The 17,245-nt window shown below is 37.6% G+C and carries 15 protein-coding genes; 14 read left to right on the forward strand and 1 reads right to left on the reverse strand.

What is annotated here, in order from left to right; all coding sequences use genetic code 11:
• The first annotated feature begins 7 nt into the window (after nucleotides 1–7).
• The 13 genes from ACRD7B_RS15405 to ACRD7B_RS15465 all read left to right on the forward strand — a co-directional run bounded on the left by ACRD7B_RS15405 (nucleotide 8) and on the right by ACRD7B_RS15465 (nucleotide 15,603).
• Nucleotides 8–184, forward strand: coding sequence for a hypothetical protein (locus ACRD7B_RS15405; RefSeq protein WP_430825478.1), 177 nt, complete (start codon nucleotides 8–10; stop codon nucleotides 182–184).
• 176 nt (nucleotides 185–360) lie between these two features.
• On the forward strand, nucleotides 361–831 hold the full coding sequence (locus tag ACRD7B_RS15410) for a hypothetical protein (RefSeq protein WP_430825479.1): 471 nt from the start codon (nucleotides 361–363) through the stop codon (nucleotides 829–831).
• A gap of 59 nt (nucleotides 832–890) precedes the next feature.
• The gene (locus ACRD7B_RS15415) at nucleotides 891–1,526 is read left to right on the forward strand and encodes a hypothetical protein (protein ID WP_430825480.1); all 636 of its coding nucleotides are present in this window, start codon (nucleotides 891–893) and stop codon (nucleotides 1,524–1,526) included.
• Nucleotides 1,527–1,624: 98 nt separating this feature from the next.
• Nucleotides 1,625–2,617 carry a hypothetical protein gene (locus ACRD7B_RS15420; protein WP_430825481.1) on the forward strand — a complete coding sequence of 331 codons (993 nt, stop codon included), beginning with the start codon at nucleotides 1,625–1,627 and terminating at the stop codon, nucleotides 2,615–2,617.
• Nucleotides 2,618–2,645: 28 nt separating this feature from the next.
• The gene (locus tag ACRD7B_RS15425) at nucleotides 2,646–3,671 is read left to right on the forward strand and encodes a hypothetical protein (protein ID WP_430825482.1); all 1,026 of its coding nucleotides are present in this window, start codon (nucleotides 2,646–2,648) and stop codon (nucleotides 3,669–3,671) included.
• Nucleotides 3,668–7,585, forward strand: a complete 3,918-nt coding sequence (locus ACRD7B_RS15430) for a strawberry notch-like NTP hydrolase domain-containing protein (protein WP_430825483.1) — start codon at nucleotides 3,668–3,670, stop codon at nucleotides 7,583–7,585. The genes ACRD7B_RS15425 and ACRD7B_RS15430 overlap by 4 nt, the downstream gene beginning before the upstream one ends.
• A 60-nt stretch (nucleotides 7,586–7,645) precedes the next feature.
• Nucleotides 7,646–8,581, forward strand: coding sequence for a hypothetical protein (locus ACRD7B_RS15435; RefSeq protein ID WP_430825484.1), 936 nt, complete (start codon nucleotides 7,646–7,648; stop codon nucleotides 8,579–8,581).
• Between the two features lie 125 nt (nucleotides 8,582–8,706).
• Complete coding sequence (locus ACRD7B_RS15440; RefSeq protein WP_430825485.1) at nucleotides 8,707–9,231, forward strand: P-loop NTPase family protein; 525 nt, start codon at nucleotides 8,707–8,709, stop codon at nucleotides 9,229–9,231.
• A 10-nt stretch (nucleotides 9,232–9,241) separates the two neighbouring features.
• Nucleotides 9,242–9,565 carry a hypothetical protein gene (locus tag ACRD7B_RS15445; RefSeq protein WP_430825486.1) on the forward strand — a complete coding sequence of 108 codons (324 nt, stop codon included), beginning with the start codon at nucleotides 9,242–9,244 and terminating at the stop codon, nucleotides 9,563–9,565.
• Between the two features lie 30 nt (nucleotides 9,566–9,595).
• On the forward strand, nucleotides 9,596–10,006 hold the full coding sequence (locus tag ACRD7B_RS15450; protein ID WP_430825487.1) for a hypothetical protein: 411 nt from the start codon (nucleotides 9,596–9,598) through the stop codon (nucleotides 10,004–10,006).
• A gap of 5 nt (nucleotides 10,007–10,011) precedes the next feature.
• On the forward strand, nucleotides 10,012–10,578 hold the full coding sequence (locus ACRD7B_RS15455) for a glycoside hydrolase family 108 protein (RefSeq protein WP_430825488.1): 567 nt from the start codon (nucleotides 10,012–10,014) through the stop codon (nucleotides 10,576–10,578).
• Nucleotides 10,579–10,741: 163 nt separating this feature from the next.
• The gene (locus ACRD7B_RS15460; protein WP_430825489.1) at nucleotides 10,742–13,990 is read left to right on the forward strand and encodes a PKD domain-containing protein; all 3,249 of its coding nucleotides are present in this window, start codon (nucleotides 10,742–10,744) and stop codon (nucleotides 13,988–13,990) included.
• 209 nt (nucleotides 13,991–14,199) lie between these two features.
• The gene (locus tag ACRD7B_RS15465; RefSeq protein WP_430825490.1) at nucleotides 14,200–15,603 is read left to right on the forward strand and encodes a TlpA family protein disulfide reductase; all 1,404 of its coding nucleotides are present in this window, start codon (nucleotides 14,200–14,202) and stop codon (nucleotides 15,601–15,603) included.
• A gap of 4 nt (nucleotides 15,604–15,607) precedes the next feature.
• On the opposite strand, the gene ACRD7B_RS15470 is transcribed toward ACRD7B_RS15465, so the two are convergent.
• A complete protein-coding gene (locus ACRD7B_RS15470) occupies nucleotides 15,608–16,165 on the reverse strand; it encodes a hypothetical protein (protein ID WP_430825491.1) in 558 nt (185 codons plus the stop codon).
• 388 nt (nucleotides 16,166–16,553) lie between these two features.
• Here ACRD7B_RS15470 and ACRD7B_RS15475 point away from each other — a divergent pair, with 388 nt between their 5' ends.
• Complete coding sequence (locus tag ACRD7B_RS15475) at nucleotides 16,554–17,210, forward strand: response regulator transcription factor (RefSeq protein WP_430825492.1); 657 nt, start codon at nucleotides 16,554–16,556, stop codon at nucleotides 17,208–17,210.
• Nucleotides 17,211–17,245 lie beyond the last annotated feature (35 nt).

Consider the following 17,245-nt stretch of genomic DNA (forward strand, 5'->3'; position numbering starts at 1 on the left):
CATAATCATGAGAAAATTCAAAGTAGGAATCACAATCGAATCCGAAGCCCCGGAAACAGTTAAAAAAGTCGGTAATCTGATCCAAAACGCAGTCAACAAGGTTGAGCAAGAAGACATCATTCGCCTATTGGAAAAAGTGGCGAAGAATCCTCAAATAATTAAGACAGCATTGAAGTTTATCTAATACCAATCAAACATCATAAGGCTCTGGTATTATGCCGATACATAATCAATGGGTTTTTAGAAGTGAAACGCACTAAAGGCGCGTTTTGATTAGTAATCGGTATAACAGGCAATGCCTGTGATATTATCGGAATCAGTAGCGTATTTCTTATTAAGCTTTTAAACAATAAACTGAAAGTGCAAAATATTAATTCAAATAAAGCAGCATTGCTTACAACAGGTGTCAAAATCGGTGTTCCACTTGTGGCTATTGGTGTGGGTGTCATTCTCATTAAAAGATTGCTGAATAAAAATCCGGATGGGACTTCTTCTACTGTTGCTCCATCATTAAAGGATATGTCGCTAAATAAGGAGAACCTGACCATCTCACCATCAGATGCCGCTTTGTTTGCGAATACCCTTTACGGTGCTATGCTAAATTTTGGAACGGATGAAAAGACCATCTATAGCACCATTGATAAAATCAAAAACAAGGATGATATGCTATTGGTGATAAGAGCTTTTGGAATGAAAATGTACTTATGGGGAGGTCGGGCAGCTTTTTTAGGTCAGAAATACAACCTGATTGGTTGGCTACGCTTCGAATTGAGCAATAAAGAGATTGCTAGAATCAAGCCCAAGTTCGATGCATGGGGAATCCCTCTCTAACAGGCAATGCCTGATTTAATTATAAAAACAATGAGCTATTACATTGACTAGCAGGGTTTATGAACAGAAAGATATTATTTATTTCGGGAGGGGTGTTAACCACAGGGGCAATAGTAACAGCCGCTTTACTTATTCGCAGACGAAACAGACGTTTGTCAGCAATAAAAGCAGGTAAAGGCAAGCTATTGCCCCCAAGTGGTTCCGACAAGAGTCCATCAAATATCCTGACCACAAACAACAATACCTTGCCTGGTAATTTTCGCAATTGGAATGGTGGAAATACTTACATGAACAATGCTCCAAGAGGCATTAGAAACAACAATCCTGGTAACCTGGTTTACACCAATATTAAGTGGAACGGCAAACTACCAAAAGAGCAAAATAAGGACAGGCGGTTTGAAATGTTTATCGCACCTGTTTATGGTGTCCGTGCGATGATTAAAGACCTCAAGCATGACATTGAAAAAGGCAAGAATACGGTTCCCACTTTGATTAGCGAATACGCTCCAAAGCATGAGAATAATACAGCAGCATACATCGCTACGGTTTGTCGGGATTTAAAGGTTAATCAATCAGCAAAACTTCTGCCAACAAAAAACACTTTACGACTACTGGTACTATCCATTGCCAAGGTAGAGAATGGAGGCAATTACATCACTAACGAGCTTTTTAACAAGGCTTATTCATTAATTTAAAAAAAAGATAGAAGACATAAGTATCAAGACACAAGACTATAGCCATCATGTAAATAATCTTGATACTCTTATCTCAATACTTAATACTAAAAATACATATGGGAACAATTAAGATGTTTATGGGTAACAATCCACCTCTTCTAAAAACTGGAGAATGGGCGTCCAATGGTATTTATGCCTATTTGGGGATAGAAAATGGAGATACAAAAATCTTCCAAAGTGTTTTTGATCCAGATAAAGAGCAAACGGTTGCTGGGTTTACATTCGATAGTAAACGCAAGCAATTTAATATCCCCAAAGATACCCCCTTAAGCAAAATACAGTTATTGATAGATTCTCTACCTAAGTCGGTTAAATTAAAAAGTGGTGATGACTTTAATGGAATCACGCTCATGTTTGAGACAGGAGATTATATCGACGATACTCAAGCTCCCTTAACCATTCGCGATTTTTCCTATATGCTTACACTCAAAGGGAGTAGTTACGAGGATGTTAATTTAGTGGTTGAAAGACCAATTGAAATTAGGAAATCGACCGTTAACTTTTACTACGTCAACATATGGCAGAAATCATTGAATACTTATTTGCTCCAAATAAAGGATAGTATTCTTTTTCTTACTGAACAGAAGTGCCTACAAGAAAACTATTACTATTTCTTCAAAGACAAGGGGAACAATCAGATTTTCTTTAGCGAGACAGAGTTTCAAAGTTTTGAGAACGGGGATGCTGGAATATCCGGAGGTTCGTTTGTTTTTTACGCGATATCGCCATACTCACAGGTATTTGCCTATTATCATCGTTACAGTGATAATGTGCCGGATTATATCTGCCGGATCCTATATGGTCAATTAAAAATTGCCGATAATATTGGGGCTAAAAAAGCCTATGGCTTTCTTGAAAATACGGGTACGTTTTATCATGGTTCTTTTGATAGTACCAATCCTAAACTACCTACACAGCTCAGTTCATTTTTAGTCTCATTAGAAGCTGCCGGGGTTAAAAATATAGCTATCGATAAGGATAAGAACCAACTTGTTTTCACATACAACGATAATAAGAAAAGTACGATAGAAATGACCAAACCTAAATAGGTCATCATTGTATTTCAATATTCTTTAGATGGATAAAAAAGGCTACATATCAAGGATTCGTGAGGAATTGCACAATGGTCGTAAGCACTCTAAAACCACAATTGAAAGCATTGCTAAAGGCTTCGGTATTACCAATAAGAACTTGGTTAAGGAATTTACCGAACTGGCAATAGTCCTGAATGCACGAGAGATAGCACACGACAGCTCATTGACTACCTACGAGAAGTACCTTGATATTGTAGCCCTTTATCAATCACAGGTCAATCTATCCATGCGCACAAGCATGAGCGTACTCATGCAGCAGTATTCGACTCCTGCACCCATATCGTTTTTAGCATCGAGTTACATTCTAAGCGCAAATACTATTCCTTTATACCTTGAGCCATCGGCAGGGAATGGACTTCTGACAATCGCTCTACCTTATCATTTTACTCATGTCAACGAACTAGACGATGTACGGCTCGAAAACTTGAAAGATCAACCTTTTGCAAAGGTTAGCTCTTGGGATGCTTTGAAACCGCCAGCAGCTTATGACCGAAAGTTTGACGGAGTGATTACAAACCCACCTTTTGGTTCACTTTCTGAACCCATTCTGTTTGGTAAATTCAAGATAAAACGCCTGGAGCATGCAATGGCTCTAAATGCCTTACGTTGCATGAAAGACAATGGCAAGGCAGTCATTATCATCGGTGGCCATACCACATGGGATAAACATGGTCGAGTCACCGCAGGAACGAACCGCATCTTCCTTAATTACCTCTATCATTTTTACAAGGTTGAAGACATCATACCTATTAACGGCAAAAAGCTTTACTCCAGGCAAGGAACATCAATTAATACCCGATTGGTTTTAATTGGTGGTGCAAAGTCAGTACCCGAAGGTGCAGCTCCACTAAAGAATAATCTTCATAGTTCTGTAGTATCAACGCATGAGGAGCTTTGGGACAGGGTATGGTTAGAGCCTGAGCACAAAAGCGGCGAAACTCAAACAAAAAACCTTCTAAAGCTAATAGCTAAAGCCATTCAAATCAAACAAAAGCAACTCTCCAAATGAAATCAGATATTAAATTCAGTAAAAGCAGCATAACAGTCAAGTTCAGTCAAAATCCAAAGGAACATATTGTCTCCCGGCTAATCGAATTGGGTTTTTCTACCAAGGATAACAAAAGTTTTATCCGCAGTCAAAAACTAGCTCAAAACGAACATGAATACCTACAAGGCATGTTGGGAGTTCAAGGTTTGGGAATGGCATACATACCTGCAGCCGAAAAAGGATTTATCCTGGATACAACGGTTCCTGATTCGATGGGACATGAAATGCATATCGCTATACGTAAAATCAAGAAAAGCATAGGGATGCCACTGTTTGATTATGTAGCTGAAAAGCTGGATTACCAAAATGAAAATTTGGTGAAAGCTCTTTCGTGCGAACAGATTGATGCAGTTTCTCTGGCAATCTACAATATCGAAAAGCGCAAGCAGGGAATTATTGTTGGTGATCAAACAGGGATTGGAAAAGGACGAACAGCAGCTGCATTGATTCGTTATGGAGTAAAAAGTGGTTTACAACCCATCTTCCTATCCGAAAAGCCAAATCTATTTACTGACTTGTATCGTGATTTATCCGATATAGGCAGTTCTGCTCTGGTTCCCTTTATCGTAAATACCAAAGAGAGCAAAACCAACATCAAGGACAAGAGCGGTGAAATTGTTTATACGGCTCCAGAGAAGTCAACTCAGGAAAGCATTATCAAAAGCAAAAAAGTGCCGAATAATTACAACTTTGTTTGTGCCACCTATTCACAATTTAATCAGCCCAAGAAACCTGCAAAACAGCAACTTCTATTATCAGCAGCAGGCAAGAATATCATTATCATGGATGAAGCACATAATGCTTCCGGAAGTTCCAATACAGGTGAATTTATGCAAGATGTACTACGTCAAACTAAGGGCGTGTGTTTCCTATCGGCAACTTTTGCCAAGCGACCTGATAACATGCCCATCTATGCGCAAAAGACATCCATGAGCGATGCCAATATGCCCAAAGAAGATTTGGTGGAAGCCATCTCAAATGGTGGTGTGGCACTACAGGAAGTGTTGGCAGCACAACTGGTTTCTGAAGGGCAAATGATAAGGCGTGAACGCTCATTTGAAGGTGTGGAAGTCAACTACATCGAACTAAAAGAAAAAGCCAAACAGCAAGCTGACATAGCCGATAAGGTTACTTCCATCATACGTGATATTATTGGGTTCCAGGAAAAATACATTACTAAGCAAGTTAAAGAGCTTGATAAGATTGCAGCAGCCGAAAGTAAGGAAGTTGAAACCCGAAAGGGAACAGAGAAAGCAGGGGTTGACAATATTCCTTATTTCTCCAAGGTATTCAATGTTATCAACCAGCTTCTTTTTAGCTTAAATGCTGCCGATGTGGCTGACCATGCTATTCAACGATTAAAAGAAGGAAAGAAACCCATCATTGCCTTTGCTTCCACAATGGGAAGTTTCCTGGAGGGAATGGCCAAACCGGATGATATCATAAACGGTGATTTCTCAACAGTACTGGAAAAAGGATTGGATTCAGTTCTTCGCTATACTGAAAAGGATATTGATGGAGAAAGTCAAGGTAAAACCTTTAATATTTCTGACTTATCGGAGGATGCACAGTATGCCTATCGGGATATTGTCAAGCGTATTGAACAAGCTTCTACCGGAATTACTATCAGTCCACTTGATTTAATCATTCAGAAAATAAAAGAAGCTGGCTATACGGTTGGTGAAGTAACCGGACGTAAGCTCTGTGTTCAATACAATTCAACCAAAACTCAAAATACAACCGCTTTAGTTTTAAAGCGGAAAAAGGAAAATACATCCGATTTATTTCGTCAGTTCAATGATAATGAAATTGACTGCCTACTCATTAATCAGAGTGGTTCTACCGGAGCTTCGGCACATGCCATTATCACTGATAAAGTGCCTGCGAAAGAGGTGAAGCAGCGTGTGATGGTGATACTTCAACCAGAACTGAATATCAACACCGAGATTCAAAAGCGTGGACGTATCAATCGCACAGGACAGATAATGAAACCGATTTACGATTACATTATTTCGTCCATCCCGGCACAAAAGCGGTTTATGATGATGCTTAAAAAGAAGCTGAAATCATTGGATGCCAATACCACCTCCAACCAAAAGAGTAGCAAGTCACAATTAGAATCGGATGACTTTTTGAATAAGTATGGTGATAAGGTGGTTCGTCAATACATGATGGAAAATCCAGAGTTAAACAAAGCCCTGGATAATCCTTTAAAATTTGAGGGTAAAGAAAGCGATGAAACACCATCCGAAGGCGATGCATCTAAAGTAAGCGGACGTGTAGCTGTATTATCGGTTAAGCAGCAGGAGAAATTCTACCAAGAGGTGATTGAGCGTTACAACGATTACATCGAATACCTCAAACAAGCGGATGAATATGACCTGGAGGTTGAAATACTGGACTTAAAAGCCGTATCACTTGAGAAAAGCGTGGTCATCGCAGGTAAAGGTGGGCGTTCTGTTTTTGGGAATGATACCTTTTTGGAAAAGTGTGAGTGTAACGTCCTGAAGAAACCATATGGCAAACCAGAACTGGAGAAGCTGATAAAAAAGCACCTGAATGGTAAGCTCCCGGACAGCATCAAGCAAGAAACTATTGCAGCGCATGAGAAACATGTACAATATAAACTGAATGCTGATTTACAAGAACTAGAAACCAAGTACAAGGGTTTATTAGATGGTATCACCGATGAGAAGGGTTATCAAAAGATTCCGGTCTTTGATAAGCAGGAACGCATGCAGTATATCAGCGAGCGTGAAGATGAGATTATTGAAGCCAAAGGTTTGGATGAAAACAGGATTAAAACCCAAAGTCAAAACCGAAAAAACTACCTGAATAACTTCTTCAAGTTCTTTAAAATTGGACATGGCTACCATTATCCTGCATTGAGCTTCGAAACTGATAGCAGCGATAATGCCTATTGTATATTCCTTGGATTTGATATTAATACCAAGCGCAAGAATCCTTATGCACCATCGGCAGTAAAGCTACGTTTTGCCATTGCTGATAGTCGCAAATACATTGTACTTGCTTCATCGGGAGACACAGCAAAAGAAATTGAACGTATCCAGGCTCGTAGCTTTCAGTTATTCACTCCTCAAAAAGAAAGTCTGATTGATAAGTGGGATGAAGCTATTAAGGCCTTTACCCTGGATAGACAAATCCGCTACATCGTTACCGGAAATATTCTGCAAGGCGCTGCCGATTTTTCAGGAAAGCTAGTCAGCTTCACCACCAAAGGCAAAGGTGTTAAAAAGGGGATTTTGATGAGTGAGGCATGGTCGCCAGATAACAACGACAATAATGCCAATAGTTATGTAGTTGCGCCAATTACAAAACTACAAAAGCACATCATGAGCTTACGTAATGGAGCTACCATTAGCACCGAAAACAAAATAACCATAGCCAGGCATTTTGACGATACTTTCAAAATCATCATGCCCAAAACCAAGAGCCATATTACTATTTACACCGACAAAGAGGTTGTGAAGCTTCTGGTCAATAACCGGGATGGTTTTGAGATGGTATCGGGCAATATGAGAGCTTCGGTGACCACCGATAAAATGTCTAAGCTGATTAATCTTCTTGGTGAACGTTTTAGCCTATCAGTAAAGGTTCCTAGAAATTACTTTGAACAGTACCTGGAGAAAAGTCCAAAACAAACTGACACTACAGATAGCCTGACCAAAGAAGCGATGGAGATGTTTGAACAGGATAAAAAACAATTCCCTCAAAAGTTAGCCAAACAAAAACAGGCAGTCACAAAAGGCAAGACCATCAATATTTCCCAGGGTAAGAAACTAAAACTGGTAAAGCTCCGGGCAAAAGCCATCCTGATAAAACAGAAACAACTTAAAGCTGTGGCAGGTCTGTAAGCCCTTGCGAAGGGCAGCGAATAATCATAAACAGGTTACTAAAACATAATATCACATAGCATGAAACTTACAGTTAAGAATTATAAGGAAGCTACCAAGAATATAGATTTCAAAAAACTACCAGAAGCAGCTCGTGAAGCACATAAGGAATTTGATTCTTTTGCTGATTTCTACAATGAGGATAAGGATATTAAAGAAATGCTGGACAATCATTTTAAGATTGTGGAACCATTCCTCAACCAAAGTCACAAACGCTTTAAGGAATTGCCAGATAGACATCCTTTAAATATCCTGGATAAGGAATCAGGTCAGTATAAAGAAGCTTTAAAAGAGTATCGTGGAAGTAAGAAAAAGAAGACTTCTTCGTCACAAAAATCGACAAAATTTGTGACGAGAAAGGATGATGCATCCAAGAAGACTTCAACAAAGAAAACAGCAGCTTCTAAACAGGCACAACGCAAGCCTATCGAGGTTGATTTAATGCCATTGGAAATAAAGGTTATTAAACGTTATCTCAACTTTCATAACAAAAGGGTAAGTGAACGTCAGGTATCATTGCTGTATAAAGTAATTCAAAAGGCAGCAACTGAAAAGACCATCCGTAAGACAAGCAAGTATGCAGCCGAAATTAAGAGTATTGGCAATGATCTAATAAAGACCTACAAGGAAATGAACGGTACTTGTAAATTTGATGTTCCTAATTCATTGTATTCAAAACTGAAAGATATTGTTGATGATTATGGAGTAACTCCGGCAGTTGCCCTGATTAAACGTTTTATCAACCTTTATGGGAATATCACCAAAGCAAAAGCCCAACGACTATTGACTACTGTTACCAATTCATTAAAAAATGGTAAGGTCAAGAAGTCTGAAAAGGAGTTTGAACAAGTTAAGAATGTTCAAAAGCATTTGCATGCTTATCTGGAGAGCGACAAACTGCTTGTTACCAATGTTCAGTTAAAAGGCTTGAAAGGACTTGCCGGATTGGGAAAGTAAACGCCACTACTAAGAAGCCAAAAATTAGTAGTGGCATAAAAACGCCAAAGGTACATATATCAAGCAATACCGTAAGCCATGTAGTTAAATCCAATCAAGTAGTATCAGCTGATCAACTGGCCAAAATGAAATTTTCAACTTTATCCATTGGTGGAAAGTTCGGCAAACTACTTGGTCAACCATACAAACCATTTTACTTGATGATTTATGGTCAGCGCTTTCATGGGAAGAGTTCAGTAGCCATGCTGTTGGCTGATGTGTTGGCAGCAAAAAAACTAAAGGTGCTTTACGTTTCAAATGAGGAGGGCGTTAAAGGTTCGCTGCAAGAAAAGCTATTACGACTAAAAATCAAAAGTCCGATTCACTTTGTTGAGGATTACAACCCAAGTCAATTTAAAGGTTATGATGCTGTATTCTTTGACAGTACGCAAACTGTAGGCATGAAACCGGATGAGTTTAAGACATTAAAGAAGCGTTACCCAGGTACTTCGTTTATCCTTGTTTTTAAAGCTAATCGTGATGGCACTTCAAAAGGTGGTAGTGACTGGGAGCATGATGTGGATGCTATTATGCACATAGAGAATCAAAGTGCCACCATGGAGAAAAACCGCTTCCCTAATGGCAGTAATGAAACTATAAAGATATTCTAAAATGGAAGAGATGAATATGAAATTTTATTGGCTAGTGATTGCTGGGTTCAGCTCTTTAATTGTGGGTGTAGTTTCATTTGTAATTCGCAATGCACTTTCAAAAAATGCAACAAAAGAAACGGTAGAAGCTAAAACCGATTTACTCGAGAAAGACATTGCTCATCTCTCAAAAGAACTGGAATCATGCGAAAATAAATTTGTTGTTCTGCATAAACGCATCTCCGATTTACGTGATAGCTCTAAGGAGATTTATGTGAGTAAGGAACTATTTCACCAAACCATTAAGCAGCTTAATGAGAAGCTCGATACCATCCTAAAATTTGTAGAACGATGACAGGCATTGCCTGAGATAATAAAAAATTGAATGAAACTATTTAGAAAACTTGCAAATGCAGGTGCCGCCGAAACCATAAAGGCAGGCACGAAACTTATTGATGAGATATTTACCACACAAGAGGAAAAGCTTCAAGGCAAAATGGAACTTTTTAAAATGGCAGTTGCCGATCGAGACTCTGCTCGAGAAATGTATGCCCAGGATAATTGGCTGCAAAAGACCTTTGCTATATTCTTCCTGCTTGCATGGATTGGGTTGACCACACTAATGTTGAATTACTTTGTTTTTCAAACCATAAAGTTGCAAGATTGGCAAATAGCCTTTGTAAGCAGTATTAATGGCGGTATCTCCACCAAGTTAAGCACCATTATTGACTTCCTTTTTGGAGGTTCAATCAGCGGAGTAAACAATGTAAATCTCAAATCTAAACGCAAAGCATGAAACTTATGCAGAAGAAAACATTTGATGAACTCTTTGATGGAGTAATAAAACACGAAGGCTATTACGCTAATGTAACTGGAGACAGAGGTGGTGAAACCTATATGGGTGTTGCCAGAAACTTGCATCCAAATTGGGACGGTTGGGAATACATTGATGCATATAAAGAGACGTATGGAAAAATCAAGAGGAACTTTAAAATAGATATACCAGAACTGAACCAATTGGTGAAGGATTTCTATAAACATACATTCTATGACCATTACCAAATTGGGAGTATTAAAAATGGCTCGTTACAAGAAATCATATTTGACTGGTGCGTTAATAGTGGACACTGGGGAAGCCGAGGTGTTCAACGAACCTTAAATCAATTCTTCAATGCTGAACTAAAAATGGATGGCATTATCGGGAAGCAAACTCTTAAAATCATTAATGGATGTAATCCAAGAGAGTTGTTTGAGGCCATAAAAGCAGCTCGGATAAGATATTACTATACTATTGCTAAAAAAGGTCAGAATTATAGGTTTTTGAAAGGGTGGTTGAGGAGGATAGGATCGATTAATTATAGAAATTAATCTTTATTCTTATTTAGATTTAATTGTGATTATTTTTTTAATCTTTAATTTTTCCACATTCACCTGCATCAAAGGTAGTTTTATCAAAGGTATGTAACCTTGTAATTGATAGAGTTCTGGAATTAGTGCAATTTTGCTCTAATTCTACCACATAATCTCAGACATGAAAACTAAATTATTTCTTTTATCAGCTCTTATTATTTTTGTATTTATTAATTCCTGTTCAAAAGATGAGGATGGAGGAGCTCCAAATAATGAACCTCCCGTTTATACCAATGGTGAGGGGGTTATTGGGACTAAAGGTGGAACTGTTAAAATTGACGATAGTAGCTCGCCTTTAGATGGAGTAGAATTGCTTATTCCTGAAGGCGCACTCGCATCAGACATAAACATTGAAATATCCGTAGCAGATGATGTTGAATTTCCTTTTGAAACAAATGGTGATGTTATTCGATTTGAGCCGAAAGGGCTAACATTTAATAAACCAGTTGAGCTTAAACTCCCATATACGAGTACAGATACTACCGGGTTGGCTGTTGTACATTACGATGCCTCAATTGATAAGATAACGGAAATGCCAAAGCTGTATGTTGATAGAAGTAGCAAAACAATTACAGCAACAACTACTCATTTTTCAACTTATTTGGTGTTTGATAAAACTAAAAATGTAAGTCTGTTATATGAAATGCTTAATGTTGATGGAACCATTGGCGCTAAAATTAAAATAGCGGGTAATACTACTGATGTTGGAATGAAATACATTCGAACTACCTTATTGCGAAATTTGGCTGATCATGAAACCAATGCTTGGGATTGTCTAAAAAATCCATCTTACAAGGTTTACTCACTTTTTAAAGTTAAACTACGGGGGTATCACTGGTCATCGGTACATTCATATGAGTCTATGGTGAAAGTTGATTTGCAACGCACAGGGGGATCTCAGACGCATTTAGGAGTTCCTTTTACTGCAAATGCACATTTGTCAAATAGCTCCACTCCATTCCAAACAGGAAATTTATCTAACTATGATACTAATTCATCAGATTTAAAAGCGCTTGGTCGGTGGTTTAGTGGTGAACCATTGATTATTAAGTTTGATGATATGACCAATATTGACCCGGATAAAAAATACTTCATTAGTTTAGAATGGGCTTTGGCAAGCGAAGTAGATGGTTGGACAAACAGAAATTATACGCCCATATTTGAATTCAACTCAATTGATGGGCGGATGAAGTTGTCAGAAATGGAAGATTATTCCAACGATGCCAACAACAATAACATCGACGATGATTTTGAGGTGTGGAACGAACCAGTAGCCGAATTCAGAGTAAGTACAACCTTAATCGACAAAGGTCAATCAGTAACGTTTACCGATTATAGTACAGAAGAGCCAATGGAGTGGTTATGGAATTTTGGAGATGGTAGCACTAGCACAGATAAGAATCCGACACACACATACAATAAAGCAGGCGTTTATACTGTGTCGCTAACGGTTACTAACGATGCAGGTTCCGACACCGAAACCAAAACCAACCTTATTACTGTTAACGAAACAGGTTCAGCTCCGGTAGCAGCCTTCTCAGTCAATAAAACTAGCATTACCGAAGGTGAAGCAATAATTTTTACTGACCAAAGCGCTAACGAACCCACTTCCTGGTCTTGGAACTTTGGTGATGGCGGCACTAGTTCTTCTCAAGATAAATCACACACCTACAATGCGGCTGGAACATACACCGTTACCCTTACGGCAACAAATGCACTGGGCTCAGACACTGAAACCAAAACCGATTACATTACAGTTAGCAGCAATATTTCTATACCTGAAGTTTCATCAGGTACGGTAAGTAACAAAACAAGTAATAGTGCAAGCACCGTTGGAGTTGTTGCAAATGATGGCGGAGAAACACCTTCAGCTGTAGGTTTTGTGTGGAATACTGCAGGCAATCCAACTTTAAGTAATAAGACTGGCTACTCAACAGAGAATTACGATGAAAACAATGGGGAGTTCTCAGGTGCTTTGACTAACCTAGCTGCCAATACCACCTATTACGTACGGGCTTATGCAAGCAATAGTGCAGGTACTGGATATGGTGCTGTACATTCTTTTGCAACATTGCCTGCCGAGGCCTCTTCCTTACCAGATGTGTCAACAGGAGGCCAGGTTAAAAAAATTACAACAAGTAGTGCCGAAATTACCAGTGTGGTACACGATGACGGAGGCGGAGCTTTAAGCGCACGTGGCATTGTTTGGAGTAGCAGTATTGAAGCTTGTGAGCTATCTGATGCAGATGGTAACACCAATGATGGAACAGCAACGGGCTCATACTTAAGTCAATTATCTGGACTTTTGCCAAATACTACTTATTATGTAAGAGGGTATGCAACTAATAGCATAGGCACGGCCTATGGCTCACCTGTTATTTTTAATACTCTTGATGATATGAGCTTTTACATAACCGTAGCCTCGCCAAATGGAGGTGAGAACTGGGAAAAAGGCTCAACTCAAACTATATCTTGGGACAGTAATGTAACAGGTAATGTTCGTATTGAACTATGGCGAGGAACAATCTTAGAAACCAATATTGCTGCATCTATTGCCAATACGGGATCATATACCTGGAACATGACTACAGGCTACCAGGAACAAGACGATTATAAAGTGAAAATTGTAAGCGTGGATGATGAATCGGTATTTGATGAAAGTGATGCAACTTTTACCATAAGTGAAGAAACTCCTAATTATGAAACAGGAACAGTAACAGATATAGAGGGCAATAACTACAAAACAGTTAAGATTGGTACACAATGGTGGATGGCCGAAAACCTGAAAGTTACCAAATATAGTGATGGCACAACTATTCCTCATATTACAGATAATACTACTTGGGCAAGTTTAGGCGATAATAATACTGATAAAGCCTTCTGCTTTTATAATAACGATAAAAGCTTGGGATATGGGGCTTTATATACCTTTGCTGCAGCTGTAAATGGTACTCCTCATAATGGATCTAACCATGTGCAAGGTGTGTGCCCAACAGGTTGGCATTTGCCGAGTTCCGGAGAATGGGGTATTTTAGAAAATTATCTGATAATCAATGGTTATAATTACAATGGAATTAGAAGATACAATAATTTAGGTAAATCATTGGCTTCCAAGATTGGTTGGTTAGATAGTCCGTCCATTGGAGATGTAGGTAATGATCAAAGCACTAATAATAAAACTGGCTTTACTGCCCTACCAAGTGGCTCGCGCGACAGTAGAAATGGTTCTTTTAGCCCTCAACAAAGCAATGGTTCATGGTGGAGCAGCAAGCAACGTTATTACGGAGGTTTATCTTATAGTAGCTCACCATTATACCTAATTTACAATGATATGTCTGAAGGTAGAGCAGTACGTTGTATCAAGGATTAGAGCTATTTTACTATTAAACAATTTGTCCATTACCGCGAAGCGGACGATTTTTGCGAAAAACGCGAGTATAGCCGCACCTGTTCAAGCTTTAGCGAGTGATGACACAAAATCATTGAAGTAATTTTGAAATTTGAAAGAGATAATGTTTATCCGGGGTGCGATTATTTAAATCTAGCAAATAGTAGTACCCCGAATAAAAACAAACATGTATGAGAAACTTTTTATTTCTTTTGTTTATAATTCTCTTACCATTAGCTAATAATGTTAGCTCTCAAACCTATAAGCTTAAACTTTTTGTCCATCACCAAGCAAATACCCCAATAATACTTGGTTCAATACAAGGAGACAAATTCACCTTTATTGATAGCTCCTATGCCTCAGATGGCCATAGAAAATTTCAATTGTCAAATAATCATCTTTCTGGTGTTTACCGTGTTATCTTAGGTCAAACCATTATGGCTAAAGTATTGAATGAACCTCCCCAACAACTAGATTTTATATTTAATGGAGAAGACATTGAAATAGAAACAGATTTCAAGGCTCCACTGGATAGTGCGAAGGTTATCCGGTCGGTTGAAAATCAGGTGTGGTTTGATTTTTTGAGAAAAGAAAAGCTGTACCAAAAGCAGGTTAAAGAATTGGAGATGCAGATTAACCATTTTCAAGAAAATAATGATGTCTATTATACTTTAGCTAAGCAAAGTGCTATTATCAATAGGTATAACAATTTGCAAAAAGAAAGAAGCAAGTTGATTTTACCAATTATACAAGAGTATCCATTTTTATATGCAAGCCAACTCATCAAAATAAAAAGCGAACCCTTTTTAGATGGGAACCTAAGTGAGTCGGAACGAAAAGAAACAATAAGAAAGCATTATTTTGATGATGTAACTTTTTCAGATGAGCCATTGATGAACTCATCGATCTACACCGATAAGGTGTTTAGCTACTTTATGCTATATGCGCAGAAGGAATTATCAAAAGTAGAACAGGAGGCAGAGTTTAAGAAAGCCATTGATGTGATTCTGGATAAAACCATGGCTAATCCTAATGTTTCTGCCTTTATTGTTGATTATCTAATGCGTGGTTTTGAGAAGTTGGGATTAGATAATCTACAAGCCTATATCTCAGAAAACTTTATGGTTCCTCATGGTTGTTCTGGTGATCAGAATACGCTTAAAAGACGTTTAGAATCTCAAAAAATGACAATTGGTACTCAAGCTCCTGATTTTAATCTGTCGGAAATTGATGGGGGATTGGTTAATCTTTATCATACTAATAGCAAATACAAACTAGTGTTGTTTTGGGAAACTACTTGCCCAATGTGCAAAGACATCCTTCCCCAATTAAGAAGCTGGTATTTTGGAAAAAGTATTGATTTGGAAATATTTGCCATTTCTATTGATAAAGATAAGGCTGCATGGCAGGAATTTGTTGTAAACTCCAATTACCCCTGGTTTAATTTAAATGAACCTTATAAGTGGGATGGTGAAGTTGCAACAGCTTATAATTTGTATGCTACGCCTACTATGTTTCTTTTAGATGAAGAAAACAAGATTTTGGCAAAGCCAATTGATTTTGGTGGGTTTTTGGAGGCAGTGTCATCGCTTTAAAAAATTAGATGTCATCTAATTTTTCTGCATTATTGAGTTCAGAATTTACTTTATCTTCATAAATAATAGATACTACACCTCTCATATAATTTGACTTCTCGATTTCAATTATAATTACACCTTCTTTAGTTGTAAAAGCAGTATGGTAATTACATCTATCTTCATATAATGCAATCATTTCATTACCAGAATATCCTTCAAAACTCTCATTGCTTTTACCCTTACCATACTTATTTTGATAAAGTTCTTTGACCGCAAAATATTCATCCCTTAGGGATGCCCAAGTTTCATTTTCTGGTAAAACAGCTGCTACCCTCCATACGGTATTGGAATTTGCTACACCGATAACGCCAACATAACAGTTTTGATTTAAGAATTTACCTTGCAACATTACAGCACCATCCTCTCTTCCTATTTCTTTAAATCCTTTCTCTTCGAGTTTCTCTACAAAATCTTCAACTGAATTATTTAGTGAAACACCTTTAAAAGACATTCGTTCCTGACTGAATAATGATGAACTAAGTAAAATTGATACGAATATAAATGCAAGTATTTTTTTCATGCTTTATCTAATTTTAAGTATTGTAATCAAAAAATATGCCATGAGTAGAAACTAATAAATTAGTGGTGTTTAAAAAGTTTTAAATCAATTCTTTGATTATTACCTAAAATAGGAAGGAACCATCGATAAGCAGGCTATCATGGTCATTAACTCAACAGATCATTAATAGAACACTATTGCTCAAATAGGTCAAAACCATACGTTTGAAGGAGCGAGGTGAGACTTATTGCTAGATCAAACTATGCATAGTAATAACTATTTATGTAGAATTAGATACTCGATAATCGTTTAGTCAAAGAAATACTAAAATAATCCGTTTACTTTAGTTATATATTTGTTTTGTAGCATATTATGAGCTATTTTGTAATGTGTGAAAAATTAGTTCCAAATGAATAACCATATCGCAAATATTGATTTTCTGTCTCAAAAGCTATCACTAGACGAAATTGCTGAATTAATTCCTGGGTGGCTTCATGTTAATAATATCATAGATTTTGGTTTGTTGTATATGAGCCCTAGAATGGAATCTGATTGTAAAATCTCATTTAATGAAGTGAAGGAGTTGGAATTCAATTACATGCAGGATTTTGTTCATCCAGAAACTCTTGAAAGGGCAGTTCCTCAGTTACTTGAGTTAGTTGAATCAGGTGATAGCAATAGAACACTAAGTTTTTACCAATACATTAAGTTGCCGGAGAAGGAATATGAATGGTATCATACCAGCAGCAAATTATTTAATAAAGAATCTGTTATTTCAATTTCTATCCCACTATCAGTACTTCAAGACTTTGATCAACATATCGTTGAAATCTTAAATGAAAATATATTTCTAAAGATAAATCTTGAAAAGTATAAATCTTTATCGAATAGAGAAAAGGAAATTATTAAGCTATTAATTCAAGGGACATCAAATACTCAGATTGCAGAATCAATAAATATTTCTGAATTTACTGTAAAAACACATAGGAGGAATATATACAGGAAGTTAAATATATGCAACGTATGTGATTTGGTTCGATTCGCTCAGATGTATAATATTAAATAATAGTAGCAGTATTACCCAAAAATACTCCAATCGGA

Origin of the sequence: Carboxylicivirga fragile (genome assembly GCF_050589805.1) — a bacterium.
Taxonomy (GTDB): Bacteria; Bacteroidota; Bacteroidia; order Bacteroidales; family Marinilabiliaceae; genus Carboxylicivirga; species Carboxylicivirga fragile.